The organism is Micromonospora sp. RP3T, assembly GCF_003027925.1.
In the GTDB taxonomy this organism is placed as follows: domain Bacteria; phylum Actinomycetota; class Actinomycetes; order Mycobacteriales; family Micromonosporaceae; genus Micromonospora.
The window spans coordinates 145,906-159,494 of sequence record NZ_PYPS01000007.1 but is presented as its reverse complement, the minus strand read 5'-3'; the positions used below and the strand labels follow the sequence as shown (position 1 = coordinate 159,494).

Below are 13,589 nucleotides of genomic sequence, written 5' to 3'. Positions count from 1 at the left end.
GTCAACCTATGGTTGACGCATGGACGAGACCGAACCGCTCAAGATGAGCCACCCGGTGCGCCTCGACGACCTGATCGAGGGCATCAAGAAAGCCCGCCCGGACGCACTCGACCAACTGGCCGACGCGGTCCTCCTCGCCGACCACCTCGGCGACGTCGCCGACCACCTGATCGGGCACTTCGTCGACCAGGCGCGCCGCTCGGGCGCCTCGTGGACGGAGATCGGCCGCAGCATGGGGGTGAGCAAGCAGGCCGCCCAGAAGCGCTCCGCCGCCAAGGCCGAGACCGCCGCCGCGCTCGACCCGAACGCCGGGTTCGGCCGGTTCACGCCGCGCGCCCGCAACGTGGTGCTCGCCTCGCAGGAGGAGGCACGGGCCGCCGGCCACGCCGAGATCACCCCGGAGCACGTGGCGCTGGGGCTGCTCGCCGAACCGGACGGGCTGGCCGCCGCGTTGGTCAAGGCGAAGGGCGTACCGCTGGAGATGTTCCGGGAGGCCGTGGCCGCGACCCTGCCGGCGAAGGCCGGCCAGGTCCCGGACCTGATCCCCTACGACGCACGCGCCAAGAAGGTCCTGGAGCTGACGTTCCGGGAGGCGCTGCGGATGGGGCACAACTACATCGGGACCGAGCACATCCTGCTCGCCCTGCTGGAGGAGGAGGGGGTCGACGGCGTGCTCGGCGGCCTCGGCCTGACGAAGGAGGCGATGGAGTCCGCGGTGGAGGGCGCGCTGGCGGAGCTGACCCGTAAGCGGGCCTGAACCGCGTCGGGCACGCGCCACGGGGGCGCGTGCCCGACGTGCGGGTCAGTCGGCGGCGGGGAAACCGTAGCGGGCGGCGTGCTCCGGGTCGGCCGGGTCGACCTGGCGGATGCCGGCGTCGGCGAGAAGCTTGTTCACCTCGTCGAGCCGGTCCCGGACCAGCCGGGCCTCCTCCTCGGTGACCCGGCCTCGGTGCGGCCGGCCGGCGTGCTCGATGGTGCCGTAGTCGATTTTCTCGGCGGTGCGCCGCGCCTTCGGCGGCCTGACCCGCTCGGCGGTCCGCAGCAACTGTGCCATCGGCACGTCGGTCGCCATCGCGTCGAACTCGCTGGCGGTCAGCACCACCCGGCGCGGCTCACCGCCGCCGTGCCGGTCGTGGATCTCCACCACGGCCACGTCCAACGCCGCGTCGTCGATGCTCTCCACGTCGACCGGGGTGGCGTCCAGTTGCACGGGCCCGGCGACCAGGTCCGGGTGCTCCAGCACGACGACCCGGACCACCTCGTCGTCGGGGGACAGCACCTGGCCGGTGAAGTCGGAGACGTGGATCGTCTTCTTGCCCATGCGCGGAGCTTCTCCTGTCGTAGGCCGGAAATCGGACCACAAGACGCTACCGCACAGGCGTACGAAGGCCGCTACGACCGCCGCCCGGTGTGTCGCCGCCCGCGTCGCTCAGAGACTGCCCCGCGGCGCCACCCACTCGGTCGGTTGGCCGGTCAGCGCGGCGATCCGGTCGTAGTCGGCGTCGTAGTGCAGCACCACCACGCCGTGGAGTTCGGCGGTGGCCGCGATGAGGAGGTCGGGCAGGCGGAAGTGGCGGTGCTGGCTGTCGGCCGCCAGGAGGCGATGGACCGACAGGGCACGGTCCATCGCCTCCGTGGTGACGTCCAGCCAGCGGTGCCCGCGTAGTGCCTGCCAGAGGATCTCGTAGCCCTTGGGGCTGGGCGCGTTGTTCAGGTATTCCAGGGAGGTCATCTGGCACGCCGCCAGCCGTCCTTCCGCCAGCAGCGTCTCGAAGCGCTTCCGAACCGAGGGGTGGCGGCCTTGGAGCACGTATACCGAGGTGTCAGCCAGATAGATCCGACCGGCCATCAGGCTGCGGCCTCGCCCTCTCGCGCGTGTTCGGCCAGCCGGCCCAGATCACGCCCTCCGCCGTGCCGCCACGCCTGCTCCGACATGGTGAAGTCCATCTCGACCTGGTCGAAGGCTGCGACGATCTCCTTGGCCTGTCGCCGGACCGCGAAGGCGTGGAGCGCGGCGTTGATGGTGGCGACCTTGGTGTCCGTGCCCAGAGCCTCCCGGGCCGCCTCGAGCCACTCGTCGTTCACGTCCACGGTGATGCGCGTCATGCCGCCGACCATACACCGGAAAAGCCGCATGGGGCGCACCAAAGAATCAGGTGTTGTGGTGCGTCACGTTGTCGTGAGGCCGCGCCAGGCGGGGGTGCCGGCCGGCTGTGCGTTCAGCTCGGCCCAGCCGGGCCCCCGGTGTCGGGCCTCGCGGTAGGCCGGCTGCGCCGGGAAGCGGCCGGGCGCGTCGCCGGCCCGCCAGCTCCGCGCCGGGTCCTGCTGGAATCGGTCATTCGGCTTCTGAGGCATGACCACTACCGTCCCAGAGAAACTTGTCCATGTATGAAAGTGAATATGACGCGGGGTCGAGGCGTTCGGTTCCGCCGAAGCGTCAGATTCCGGCGGCCGGCAGGCGGACCACGAATCGGCATCCGTCGCTGACGTTCTGGACCTCTACCCGCCCGCCGTGCGCCTCAACCAACCCGCGCACGATCGCCAGCCCGAGCCCGCCGGACCCGCTCGGCTCCACCGCCGCCGGCGTACGGGCCGGCTCGCCCCGGAACGCCACGTCGAAGACGCGGGGCAGATCGTCCGCCGGAATGCCGCCGCAGGTGTCCGCGACCGCCAGCCAGGCGGTGTCGACGTCCCGCCCCGCGTCCACCGTCACCGTGCCGTCGGCCGGCGTGTAGCGGATCGCGTTGAGCAGCAGGTTGCCCACCACCCGCGCCAGCTCCCGCTCGCTGGCCGTCACCGCCGGCCAGCCCGACTCGGGGGCGACCAGTCGGATCCGGCGGGCGGCGGCCAGCGGCGCCGCGCCGGCCAACGCGTCGGAGACCACGTCGCCGAGCGCCACCGTGGACAGCGACAACCGGAGCGCGCCGGCGTTGATCCGGGACAGCTCGAACAGGTCGTCCACCAGCCGGGTCATCCGGTCGGTCTCGATCCGGATCCGGCGGTGGTACTCGGCCACCGTCACCGGCTCGTCGACCACCCCGTCCTCCAGCGCCTCGGCCATCGCCCGCAACCCGGCCAGCGGGGTTCGCAGGTCGTGCGAGACCCAGGCGACCAGGTCGCGGCGGCCCTTCTCGATGCGGCGCTCCCGGGCCCGGGCCTGGTCCGCCCAGACCGCGGCGGCGGCCAGCCGGCGGCCGAACAACCAGCCCACCGCCAGGCTCACCACCGCGGCGGCGGCGAGCGTGGTCAGCACCACCTGGAGGTCGTGCGGGGAGAGGAACATGGCCTGGGCGACCACCGCCACTCCGGCGGCCACCGCGCCGACGGTCGAGGCCAGCAGCACCGAGATGTGCACGGTGATCGACCGGCCGCGCAGCACCCGCAGCGCCACCGCGCCGGCCAGCCCGACCGCGAGCGCCGCGGCCAGCGACGCGCCGAAGATCAGCGCGAGGTCACCCATCGGCCGGCTCGTACCGGTAGCCGACACCCCAGACGGTGACGATGCGTCGGGGACTGGCCGGGTCGGCCTCGATCTTCTCCCGCAGCCGCCGCACGTGCACGGTCACCGTCGACTGGTCGCCGAAGCTCCAGCCCCAGACCCGCTCCAGCAGCTCGGCTCGGCGGAACGCCCGCGCCGGATGCCGCATCAGGTGCGCCAGCAGGTCGAACTCGCGCAGCGTGAGGGCCAGCTCCCGGCCGTGCAGGCGGGCCACCCGGGGCCCGGTCTCCACCTCCAGGCCGCCGTCCGCGAGCACCTCCGGCAGCACGCCGGCCGGCTCGCCGCCGGCCCGGCGCAGCACCGAGCGCACCCGCAGCACCAGCTCGCGCGGGGAGAACGGCTTGCCCAGGTAGTCGTCCGCGCCCAGTTGCAGGCCGAGGATCCGGTCCGCCTCGTCGCCGCGCGCGGTCAGCATGACGATGGGTACGCCGTCCGGCCGCTCCCGCAGCCGCCGGCACACCTCCAACCCGTCGAGCACGGGGAGCATCAGGTCCAGCACCACCAGGTGCGGTGGGCGGCGGGACACGGCGTCCAGGGCCGCCGCCCCGTCCCCGGCGTGCTCGACCTCGTAGCCGGCGTGCTCCAGGTAGCGGCAGACCACGTCGGCGACCGTCCGGTCGTCGTCGACCACCAGCACCCGCTGCCCCACGGTGCACCTCCTGCCGACCGGGAGGCCAGCGTAGCCACGGGCGGGCGCGTGATCCATTGCCAGGTTCTTACGGTCGGTGGCGACCGGGCGGGCCCGGTGGGCGTACCGTGATCATGTGCTCGACCGACGGCTCTTCCTGCACCTGGCGACCTGGTTGGGGCAGTGGCCGGCGGCGCCCGGGTTGCACGTGGTCCGGTCCTGGCGCCGCGCCCGCCCCGCCTGGGACGGACGGCTGCGCCCGGCGATCGGGGTCGCGGCGGGCGGCAGCGCGATCCTGTCGGTGGCGCCGGCCCGGGTCGAGGCGGTCCGCTCGCTGGTCGCCGGGCGGCCGATCGAGGAGTGGCTGCCCGTGCTGCCGGCGACGGTCGGCACCCCGGAACTCACCACGAACCGGGGCGTGTTCCGCTGGTGCACCGACCCGGCGCCGCTGCCCGACGTGGGGGAGTGGTTGCCGCCGACGGTGCCCGGCGCGCCGCCCTGGCTGGGCCTCTTCGACACCGACGTGCTGGTGGTCCGGGACGACGCCGGCGCGTACCTGGCCGGTGTGGGCATCAAGCGGCACGACGCGTACGGGCACGAGCTGGCGGTGGGCACGGTGCCGGCGGCCCGGGGGCGCGGGCTGGCCCGGCGGCTGGTCGCGCAGGCGGCCCGGCGGGTGCTGACCGAGGGCGCGATCCCCACCTACCTGCACAACCCGGGCAACCTCGCGTCCGCCCGGGTGGCCGAGGCGGCCGGGTTCCCGGATCGGGGCTTCACCTCGTTCGGCGTCTTCCCGCACTGACCGGTGACGTGGGCGCGGACCGTGGATCCCGGGCCGGATCCACGGTCCGCTGCCTCTCCCCCCGGCCCCGACACCGGTAACGCTAGGTGGCGTGACCGGGGTGCGACAAGGGGTGCGGTGCTCGGGAATCCTGTCCGGTTGCGGACTTGACCTGCGGAATCGTGGCTGCCCTCGGTTCCGCGCTCAGTGACGCAGAGTGTGGATGAGCGTGACCGCCTGGCGGGTCACCGGGCGCAGCACCCGGAGCCGGGACAGGCCCACGAGGCGGTCCACCAGCGGCACCACGCCGTCGACGAGCTGGCGAGTCTTCACCTGGCCGGGCGAGCGGTCGTGCACCCAGTAGAGCACCACGCCCAGATAGCCCAGCCAGAGCAGCTCCGGCAGGGCCGCCCGCAGTTCCGGGTCCGGCTTCGCGGTCGAGCCGGCGAGCGCCTCGCCGAAGATCGCCACCGATGCCTCCCGGGCCGTCGAGGACTCGGCCGAGAACGGGCTGAGCGGCGAGGTGGGCTCCGCCGCCGTCCGGAAGAAGGTGCCGGCGAACGAGTGGTACGGGCTCAGCACGTCCACGCCGGCGTGCAGCACACCGGCCAGCCGCGCGGCGAAGTCCCGCTCCCGGGCGAGTACCGACGCGGCGGCGGCCCGGTGCTCGCGCTGGATGTCCGTGTAGAACTCCTGGACCAGATGCTCCTTCGAGCCGAAGTAGTAGTAGGCGTTGCCCACCGCCACGCCGGCCTCCTGGGCGACCGCCCGCATGGTGGTACGCGCGTATCCGCGTTCGCGGAACAGCCGTAGCGCGGTGTCCAGGATCAGCTGGCGGGTCTGCTCGCCCCGGGCGGTCGATCCGCCGCTCGGGCCATCCGCACCGGTCGTCGGCGCACTCTGCTCGGTCATCGTCGTCACCGTATCCCGGTGCCCGGACGCGTCCGCGGTGCGCGGCGGGGCCACCGCTCCCGTCGGGCCGGTGCCGGGCGCGGGCGGACAGCCGTCCGGTGCCGGCCGGCGGTCGGTGGACCGCCGGCCGGCGGCCCCGGTGGGTCAGTCGGTCAGGCCGAGCACCCGGGCGGCGGCCCGGCCGTTGGCGTGGCTCGCGCCGTAGGTGGCGACGAACGCGCGTGCCCCGGCCGGCCGCCAGGCCCCCGGCCAGCCCATCTCCACCACTGTCACCGGATGCGTGGCGGCCAGCGCCTCGACCAGCTCCCGCGCCCCGGGCAGCCGGTGCAGGTGCCGTCCGACCAGCACCACCGGCCGTTCGCCGGCGAGCCGGCCCAGCTCGCCCGGGTCGGTCTCGCCGGCCACCGCGCGGACCTGCTCGACGCCGGCGGCCAGGTGCGGGCCCAGCCCCCACGGCACCCGCCCCTCGGCGATCGTGGCGGCGGCGTGCACCTGCACGACCAGCGGGGCGCCCGGACCGGGCAGGTCGCCCTCGACGCGTACCGCCCGCAGCGCGGCGGCGTAGCCGAGGCCGTCGGCGGCCGGGGCCGGGACGTCGGCCGGCCCGGCCCAGGCGGCGAGCGCGGCGGTCCGGCCGGCGGCCTCCTCCACCCGGGCGCGGTCCAGCCGGCCGTCCCCGAGCGCGGTGACGATCTCGGCGGCGACGCGTTCCACCAGGGCGGCGTCGACCTGCGCGCCGATGCAGAGCAGGTCGGCGCCGGCGGCCAGCGCGCGGACCGCGGCCGGACCCACCCCGCCGGCGGCCAGCGCCGCGCCCTTCATCTCCAGCGCGTCGGTGATCACCGCGCCGGTGAAGCCGTACTCGCCGCGCAGCAGGTCGTGCAGGACCGCCCGGCTGAACGTGGCCGGGCCGTCGCCGGTCAGCGCCGGCACCCGGATGTGCGCGGTCATCACCGCGCGGACACCGGCGTCGATCACCGCGGCGAACGGCGGCAGGTCCCGCTCCCGCAGTACGGCCGGCGGCACGTCGACAGTGGGCAGCTCGTGGTGGGAGTCGGCGACCGTCGCGCCGTGCCCGGGGAAGTGCTTGGCGCAGGCGGCCACGCCGACCGACTGGAGGCCGGCGACCGCGGCGGCCGAGTGCACCGCCACCCGCTTCGGGTCCGCGCCGAACGAGCGGGTGCCGATCACCGGGTTCTCGTCGGCGGTGTTCACGTCGACCGTGGGGGCCAGGTCGAGCGTGAGGCCGAGCGCGGCCAGCTCCGCGCCGATCGCCGCGTACACCGCCCGGGTGAGGTCCGGGTCGTCGACCGCGCCGAGCGCGGCGTTGCCCGGGTACGGGCTGCCGGTGGCGTGGGCCAGCCGGGTGACGTCACCGCCCTCCTCGTCGATCGCGACGATCACGTCCGGGCGGCCGGCGCGCAGCGCCGCCGTGGACGCCGCCACCTGGGCCGGGTCGTGCACGTTCGTGCCGAACAGGGTGTGCCCGGCGAGCCCCTCGGCGAGCAGGCCGACCGCCCAGTCCGGCGGCACCGGGCCCGGGTACGCGGCCAGCAACGTGCCCAACGCGAGCCGCCGGAGTCCTGGATCCAGCCCCACTGTCGTTCCCCTTTCCCTGCCGGGTCGTCCGACGTCCGTCGGACGGGGTGGCCGATACGCTAACGGGCACCCCTCGGCAGGCGTTTTATGGTTAGCAAACTTACGAAAAAAATTGAGGACGTTGGCATGAGTGCGACCCGGCTGCCCGGCACCCCCCGACTGTTGCGGGCGCTCAACGACCGTGCGGCGCTGGAGCTGCTGCTCGAGTGCGGTCCGCTGACCCGGGCCCGGATCGGCGAGCTGACCGGGCTGTCCAAGGTGACCGCCTCCCAGCTGGTCGAGCGGCTGGAGGAGCGCGGCCTGGTCGCCCGGGTCGGCGAGCAGGCCGGCGGGCGGGGCCCGAACGCCCAGCTCTACGCGGTGCGCCCGGGCAGCGCGTACGTGGTCGGCGTGGACGTCGGCGCGGAGCGGGTGGTGGCGGCCTGCGCCGACATCACCGGCACCGTCGCCGGCCGGGTCGAGCAGTCCACCAAGGACACCGACGACCCGGTCGGGGTGGTGCACAACGCCGTGGTGCAGGCCGCCAGCAGCGCCGGCGCGGAGCTGTCCGCGGTCCGCCGCGTCGTGCTGGGCACCCCCGGCCTGGTCGATCCGCAGACCGGCGACATCACGTTCGCGTTCAACCTGCCGCGCTGGCACAGCGGCCTGCTCGCCGCGCTCCGGGAGGACCTGGACACCCCGGTCGTGTTCGAGAACGACGTGAACCTCGCCGCGGTGGCCGAGGCGCAGTCCGGCGCCGCCCGGGGCACCGCCGACTTCGTGCTGGTCTGGGTGGACGCGGGCGTCGGCCTGGCGATCATGCTGGGCGGCCGGCTGCACCACGGCAGCAGCGGCGCGGCCGGTGAGATCGGCTACCTGCCGGTGCCCGGGGTGCCCATCCCGCGCGACGTGTCGCGGCGGGCCAAGCCGGCGTTCCAGCAGCTCGCGGGCGCCGACGCGGTGCGCGCCGTGGCGGCCGAGCACGGCTTCGCCACGCCGGACGCGGCCGAGCAGGGCGTCGCGGCGGCGCGGGCGGCCGAGGCGGTGCAGGCCGCCATCGCCGCCGGCGAGGCCGGTGGCCCGGTGCTCGACGAGCTGGCCCGCCGGCTGGCGCTCGGCGTGGCGAGCACCTGCGTGGTGCTCGACCCGCCGCTGGTGGTGCTCGCCGGTGCGGTCGGGCGGGCGGGCGGGGCCGCGCTGGCCGAGCGGGTGCAGCAGGAGGTCGCGGCGATCACGCTGGTCCGCCCCCGGGTGGTGAGCACCGGGCTGACCGAGGAGCCGATCCTGCGCGGCGCGTTGCGTACCGCGCTCGACGCGGTCCGGGACGAGGTGTTCGGCTCGACGGTCGGCTGACCGCCGACCTGTCACCGCACCGGCCGCCATGTGAAGGAATTCTTCACGGTGTAGGCAAAGTCTGCAAGGAGTTGCCGGTGGGGTCCGGTCGGCCCGCGTCGGCACGGCCCGGCCGGACCGGGCCGTGCCGACGTGCTCAGATCAGGTCACGGCGGCGGAACACCGCGAACGCGGCGGCCACCAGCGCGGCGGTGAGCCCGACCAGGACCACCAGGCCCGCCGGCCAACCCACCGTGTAGGAGCCGTCGCAGAAGCCGGAGATCCCGGTGCTGCACGCGTTGTCGTCCCAGAACCGCACCTGACCGGCGAGCCACGCCCCCAGGTAACTGGAGAGCATGAACCGGTCCGGGCGGCCGACCTGGAGGATCTGGAACACCAGCCGCGCGCCCAGCTCCCACACCACCACGTACGCGGCCACCGTGCCGAGCGCCGCCGAGGTGTGCCGGCCCAGCGTGGCGACGGCGAACCCGAGCGCCGCGGCGAGCAGCACCAGCACCACGCCGCGCGCCCAGACCGCGCCGAGCCCGGCCCAGAACTCGCCGCTCATCCGGCCGGTCAGCCCCGACGCCTGGCCGATCAGCCAGAACGCCCCGAGGTACGCCACCGACGCCAGCACGGAGAGCCCGAGCAGGCCACCCAGCAGCGTGCCGAGCTTCGCGGCGAACACGGTCGGCCGGCGGGGCCGCCACAGCAGCAGGTTGACCACGCCGCCGGAGTTCAGGTCCGCCCCGATGTAGGAGGCGCCGACCAGGAACCCGAACAGCGCCAGGAACGCGATCAGGAAGTAGAGCAGCGGCTTCGCCTCCTTGGCGAAGACGAACACGCCGCTGAGGTAGTCGGACGCGGTCGGCAACTGCTCGGACTGCGCCGGGTCGATCTGGGCGCAGTCACGCGGCAGGTAGTCGTTCTCGTCCGGGGTGAGCGTGCCCGCCTTGATCCGCAGGCACCGGTCGTGCGCCAGCTCCAGCCGGCGCACCTCGTCCGCGGCCTGCGACTGGGCGCGGCTCAGCTCCACCTCGGTCGGCCGGTGCGAGCCGCCCAACGTGGTCACCACCGTCACCGCGAACGCGACCGCCAGCAACACCACCATGAGCTGCACGAAGCGCCGGGCGGCGAGCCGCTCCAGCTCGGCACGGACCAGGTTCACGCGTCCACCTCCCGGCTGCCCCGGACATCGAGATCGATCACACCGTCGTACGCCGGCGCGCCGTCCACCTGGCGCGGCACCGCCACGTGCTCGTCGCCGCCGGTCAACTCCAGGAAGACGCTCTCCAGGTCGGGCCGGAGCGGGACCAGCTCCCGCACCCACATCCCCTGCTCACCCAGCGTGCGGCTGATCACCTCGGGGTCCTCCACGCCGGTCACCACCAGGTGGTCGGCGTGCCCGGCCACCGACAGGCCGGCCCGGCCCAGCAGCAGCGCGGCCGGCTCGGGCTCGGCCACCCGGACCCGCCACTGGTGCTGGTCGAAACCGGCAAGCACCTCGTCGACCCGGCCGTACGCGACCCGCCGCCCCCGGCTGACGATCGTCACGTGGTCACAGATCAACTGGATCTCGGCGAGGATGTGGCTGGACAGCAGCACGGTCACCCCGGACGCGGCGAGCGCCCGGGTCAGGTCGCGCATCTCCCGGATGCCGGCCGGGTCGAGCCCGTTCGCCGGCTCGTCGAGGATCAGCAGCTCGGGGCGCTTCAGCAGGGCGGAGGCCACCGCCAGCCGCTGCTTCATGCCGAGCGAGTAGCCCTTGACCCGCTCCTCGCCCCGGTCCCGCAGGCCGACCTGCTCCAGCACCTCGTCCACCCGGGAGGTGGGCACGCCGCCGGCGAGCGCCAGCAGCCGCAGCGTGCGGTGCGCGGTGAAGTTGCCGAAGAACTGCGGACTCTCCACGATGGCGCCGACCCGCCCGGCCACGTCCGGCAGCCGCTCCGGGGAGCGGGCGCCCAACACGTGCATCTGGCCGGCATCCGGCCGGACCAACCCGAGCAGGGCCCGCAGCGTGGTCGTCTTGCCCGAGCCGTTCGGCCCGAGGAAGCCGTGCACCTGGCCCGCCTCGACCAGCATGTGGAAGTCGTCGACGGCGACCCGGCGCCCATGACGCAGCGTGCGGAACGTTTTGCGGAGACCGGCGATCTCGATGACCGCGCTCATCCGCCTGCCTCCCGGCAGCGGTCGGGCATGAGTCGTCCTTCCTCAGGCGGTGACCAACGACACGGCGCCCCACCCTATGGCGGCGGCCCCGCCCGTGGGGGGCGCCGGGCCGGGTGCGTGGTTGGATGGGGCGGTGACTGGTGACCTGATCCCCGGCGCCGCGGGCGCCCCCGCCCCCTCGACCGTGGACGCGGATCTGGTGGTCAGCCTCGACGGGGTCGGCGTCACGCGTTCCGGCACCGCGCTGGTGCGCGACGTCGACTGGCGGGTCGAGCTGGACGAACGGTGGGTGCTGCTCGGCCCGAACGGCGCCGGCAAGACCACCCTGCTCAACCTGGCCGCCGGCCGGCTGCACCCGAGCAGCGGCGTCGCGCACGTGCTCGGCGAGCGCATCGGCCGCACCGACGTCAACGAGCTACGTACCCGGATCGGCCTCTCCACCGCCACCCTCGCCGAGCGGATCCCCGCCGACGAGCGGGTCGTCGACGTGGTGGTGACCGCGGCCTGGTCCGTGGTCGGCCGCTGGCGGGAGAACTACGACCGCACCGACGAGGCGCGAGCCGCCGCGCTGCTGAGCCAGCTCGGCGTCGGCCACCTCGCCGAGCGCGGCTACGGCACGCTCTCCGAAGGTGAGCGCAAGCGGGTGCAGATCGCCCGCGCCCTGATGACCGACCCGGAGCTGCTGCTGCTCGACGAGCCCGCCGCCGGGCTCGACCTGGGCGGTCGGGAGGACCTGGTGGCCCGGCTCGCCGAGCTGGCGTACGACCCGGACGCGCCGGCCATGGTGCTGGTCACCCACCACGTCGAGGAGATCCCGCCCGGCTTCACCCACGCGCTGCTGCTGCGCGAGGGCGGCGTGGTGGCGCAGGGCCTGCTCGCCGACGTGCTCACCGCCGACAACCTGTCCAAGACCTTCGGCCTGCCGTTGGTCGTCTCGCGAACCGGCGACCGCTGGACCGCCCGCGCCGCCTGACCGACGGGAACCCACCGTGCCACAGACCCGGATCGCCGTCGTCGGCAGCGCCAACATGGACCTGGTCGGCACCGCCGCCGCGCTGCCCCGGCCGGGGGAGACGGTGCTCGGCAGCGACTTCGTGATGCTGCCCGGCGGCAAGGGCGCCAACCAGGCGGTCGCCGCGGTCCGCGCCGGCGCGTCCTGCGTCTTCCTCGGCGCGATCGGCTCGGACGCGTTCGGCGTCACCCTCCGGGCCCGGATCACCGCGGCCGGCGTCGACACCGGCCACCTCCGGGTGACGTACGGGCCGTCCGGTGTCGCCCTGGTCATGGTCGGCGGCGCGGGGGAGAACGCGATCCTGGTCACCCCGGGCGCGAACGAGGCGTTCACCGGGCCGACCGAGGACGAGCTGGCCGCCGTACGCGAGGCGGACGTGCTGGTCGCGCAGCTTGAGGTGCCGGTCGAGACGGTGACCGAGGCGGCGCTGGCGGCCCGGTCCGCCGGCACCCGGGTGGTGCTCAACGCGGCGCCGGCCCGCCCGCTGCCGGCCGAGTTGCTGGCCGCGACCGACCTGCTGGTGGTCAACGAACCCGAGGCGCAGGCGTTGACTGGCCGCGGTCGGGACGAGCCGGCGGCGCTGCTCGACCTGGTGCCCCGCGCGGTGCTCACACTCGGCGGCGACGGCGCCTGGTACGTCGACCGGGACCGCCCGCCGCTGCACGTGCCGGCCGTACCGGTGGACGTGGTCGACTCCACCGCCGCCGGGGACGCCTTCACCGCCGCGTTGGCGGTGGCCTGGGGCGAGGGGCGCGACCTGGCCGAGGCGGTGCGCTGGGCGGCGGCGGCCGGGGCGGCCTGCGTCCGCAGGCTCGGCGCCTCCGTGGCCCTGCCCCACCGTGCCGAGATCGACGCCCTGTTCGACGGGCGTCAAGGAGGGGCCCCTTCTTAACGCCTCCGGTATAGGCGGGGCCCCTGCTTAACCCTCGGCGCGCTCGCCGCGGCGGCGCAGCATGGCGAGGCCGGGGATGCCGGCCACCGCCAGCTTCAGGTCCCGGGTGACGTCCAGCAGGTCGTGCAGGTCCGGGCCGACCCGGTCCAGTGTGGCCAGGATCGGCAGCACGTCCGAGGTGAGGTGCTCCTTCAGCTTCGGCAGCTCGTCGACGAGCCGGATCGCGGCGGTCACCTCCTCCGGGCTGAGCTGCTCGACGAAGCGGGCCGCCATCGGCGCGGCCCGGCGCAGCGTCGCCTCGTACGCGGTCAGCAGCTCGGTCGCGGTGCCGGCGGCCTGCTCGGCGGTGGCCACCGTGCCGGCGGCCCGGGTCGCCACCGTGTCCGCCTCGGCCACCACCCCGGCCGCGGCCCGCGCCACCCGGTCCGCCTCGCCGACCACCGTGGCGGCGGCGGCCGAGACCCGCTCCGCCTCGCCGACCACCACCGCCGCCGCCGCGGCCACCTCGGTCGCGGTGTCGATCGCGGTGGTGGCGGCGGCGCTGATCACGGCCACCTCACGCACCGCCCCCTCGGCGTCGGTGAGCACCCGGTCGGTGCGGTCGAGCGTGCCCTCGATCCGGTCGACCACCCCGTTGATCCGCCGTACCAGCGCCTCCACCTCGTCGAGCACGGCGAAGGCGCGGGCGGGCACGCCGGCGAACGCGGCGGCCGAGCCGAGCGCCTGGTCCAGGGCGGAGCGGGTGAGGCCGACGACGGCGCCGGGCCGGGGAAGTGGGATCGCCAT

General features: G+C 74.8%; 16 protein-coding genes. 5 read left to right on the top strand and 11 right to left on the bottom strand.

The genetic code is table 11. The features are described from left to right. The first annotated feature begins 19 nt into the window (after positions 1-19). Positions 20-757, top strand: coding sequence for a Clp protease N-terminal domain-containing protein (locus C8054_RS08645; RefSeq protein WP_107156221.1), 738 nt, complete (start codon positions 20-22; stop codon positions 755-757). Between the two features lie 45 nt (positions 758-802). On the opposite strand, the gene C8054_RS08640 is transcribed toward C8054_RS08645, so the two are convergent. The 6 genes from C8054_RS08640 to C8054_RS08615 form a co-directional block, all read right to left on the bottom strand. Beyond that, positions 803-1,321 carry a hypothetical protein gene (locus C8054_RS08640; RefSeq protein WP_107156220.1) on the bottom strand — a complete coding sequence of 173 codons (519 nt, stop codon included), beginning with the start codon at positions 1,319-1,321 and terminating at the stop codon, positions 803-805. Between the two features lie 108 nt (positions 1,322-1,429). Next, complete coding sequence (locus C8054_RS08635; RefSeq protein WP_107156219.1) at positions 1,430-1,849, bottom strand: PIN domain nuclease; 420 nt, start codon at positions 1,847-1,849, stop codon at positions 1,430-1,432. Continuing rightward, entirely contained in the window at positions 1,849-2,106 is a 258-nt protein-coding gene (locus tag C8054_RS08630; RefSeq protein WP_107156262.1) for a type II toxin-antitoxin system VapB family antitoxin, read from the bottom strand. Before C8054_RS08630 ends, C8054_RS08635 begins: the two co-directional genes overlap by 1 nt. Before the next feature lie 63 nt (positions 2,107-2,169). Then, positions 2,170-2,355 (bottom strand): DNA repair protein, encoded by a 186-nt coding sequence (locus C8054_RS08625; protein WP_107156261.1) that lies wholly within the window; start codon positions 2,353-2,355, stop codon positions 2,170-2,172. 82 nt (positions 2,356-2,437) lie between these two features. Further along, a complete protein-coding gene (locus C8054_RS08620; protein ID WP_107156218.1) occupies positions 2,438-3,460 on the bottom strand; it encodes a sensor histidine kinase KdpD in 1,023 nt (340 codons plus the stop codon). Next, positions 3,453-4,148 (bottom strand): response regulator transcription factor, encoded by a 696-nt coding sequence (locus C8054_RS08615; RefSeq protein ID WP_107156217.1) that lies wholly within the window; start codon positions 4,146-4,148, stop codon positions 3,453-3,455. The genes C8054_RS08620 and C8054_RS08615 overlap by 8 nt, the downstream gene beginning before the upstream one ends. Before the next feature lie 115 nt (positions 4,149-4,263). Between C8054_RS08615 and C8054_RS08610 the strand changes: the two genes are divergently transcribed. Then, positions 4,264-4,929, top strand: coding sequence for a GNAT family N-acetyltransferase (locus tag C8054_RS08610; protein WP_107156260.1), 666 nt, complete (start codon positions 4,264-4,266; stop codon positions 4,927-4,929). Positions 4,930-5,112: 183 nt separating this feature from the next. Here C8054_RS08610 and C8054_RS08605 read toward each other — a convergent pair whose 3' ends face one another. Continuing rightward, the gene (locus C8054_RS08605) at positions 5,113-5,820 is read right to left on the bottom strand and encodes a TetR/AcrR family transcriptional regulator (RefSeq protein ID WP_107156259.1); all 708 of its coding nucleotides are present in this window, start codon (positions 5,818-5,820) and stop codon (positions 5,113-5,115) included. Positions 5,821-5,964: 144 nt separating this feature from the next. Beyond that, the gene (locus C8054_RS08600) at positions 5,965-7,419 is read right to left on the bottom strand and encodes a glycoside hydrolase family 3 protein (protein WP_107156216.1); all 1,455 of its coding nucleotides are present in this window, start codon (positions 7,417-7,419) and stop codon (positions 5,965-5,967) included. 126 nt (positions 7,420-7,545) lie between these two features. Between C8054_RS08600 and C8054_RS08595 the strand changes: the two genes are divergently transcribed. Next, positions 7,546-8,751, top strand: a complete 1,206-nt coding sequence (locus C8054_RS08595) for an ROK family transcriptional regulator (protein ID WP_107156215.1) — start codon at positions 7,546-7,548, stop codon at positions 8,749-8,751. Positions 8,752-8,887: 136 nt separating this feature from the next. Here the strand turns inward: C8054_RS08595 and C8054_RS08590 are convergent, their stop codons facing one another. Both C8054_RS08590 and C8054_RS08585 read right to left on the bottom strand, forming a co-directional pair. Then, positions 8,888-9,898: an ABC transporter permease subunit gene (locus tag C8054_RS08590; RefSeq protein ID WP_107156214.1), complete on the bottom strand. Its 1,011-nt coding sequence runs from the start codon at positions 9,896-9,898 to the stop codon at positions 8,888-8,890. Then, positions 9,895-10,899, bottom strand: a complete 1,005-nt coding sequence (locus tag C8054_RS08585; RefSeq protein ID WP_107156213.1) for an ATP-binding cassette domain-containing protein — start codon at positions 10,897-10,899, stop codon at positions 9,895-9,897. Before C8054_RS08585 ends, C8054_RS08590 begins: the two co-directional genes overlap by 4 nt. A gap of 76 nt (positions 10,900-10,975) precedes the next feature. Here C8054_RS08585 and C8054_RS08580 point away from each other — a divergent pair, with 76 nt between their 5' ends. Both C8054_RS08580 and C8054_RS08575 read left to right on the top strand, forming a co-directional pair. Continuing rightward, positions 10,976-11,872, top strand: a complete 897-nt coding sequence (locus tag C8054_RS08580; protein ID WP_199199617.1) for an ABC transporter ATP-binding protein — start codon at positions 10,976-10,978, stop codon at positions 11,870-11,872. Between the two features lie 16 nt (positions 11,873-11,888). After that, positions 11,889-12,803: a ribokinase gene (locus tag C8054_RS08575; protein ID WP_107156211.1), complete on the top strand. Its 915-nt coding sequence runs from the start codon at positions 11,889-11,891 to the stop codon at positions 12,801-12,803. A 27-nt stretch (positions 12,804-12,830) separates the two neighbouring features. On the opposite strand, the gene C8054_RS08570 is transcribed toward C8054_RS08575, so the two are convergent. After that, positions 12,831-13,589, bottom strand: a complete 759-nt coding sequence (locus C8054_RS08570; RefSeq protein ID WP_107156210.1) for a hypothetical protein — start codon at positions 13,587-13,589, stop codon at positions 12,831-12,833.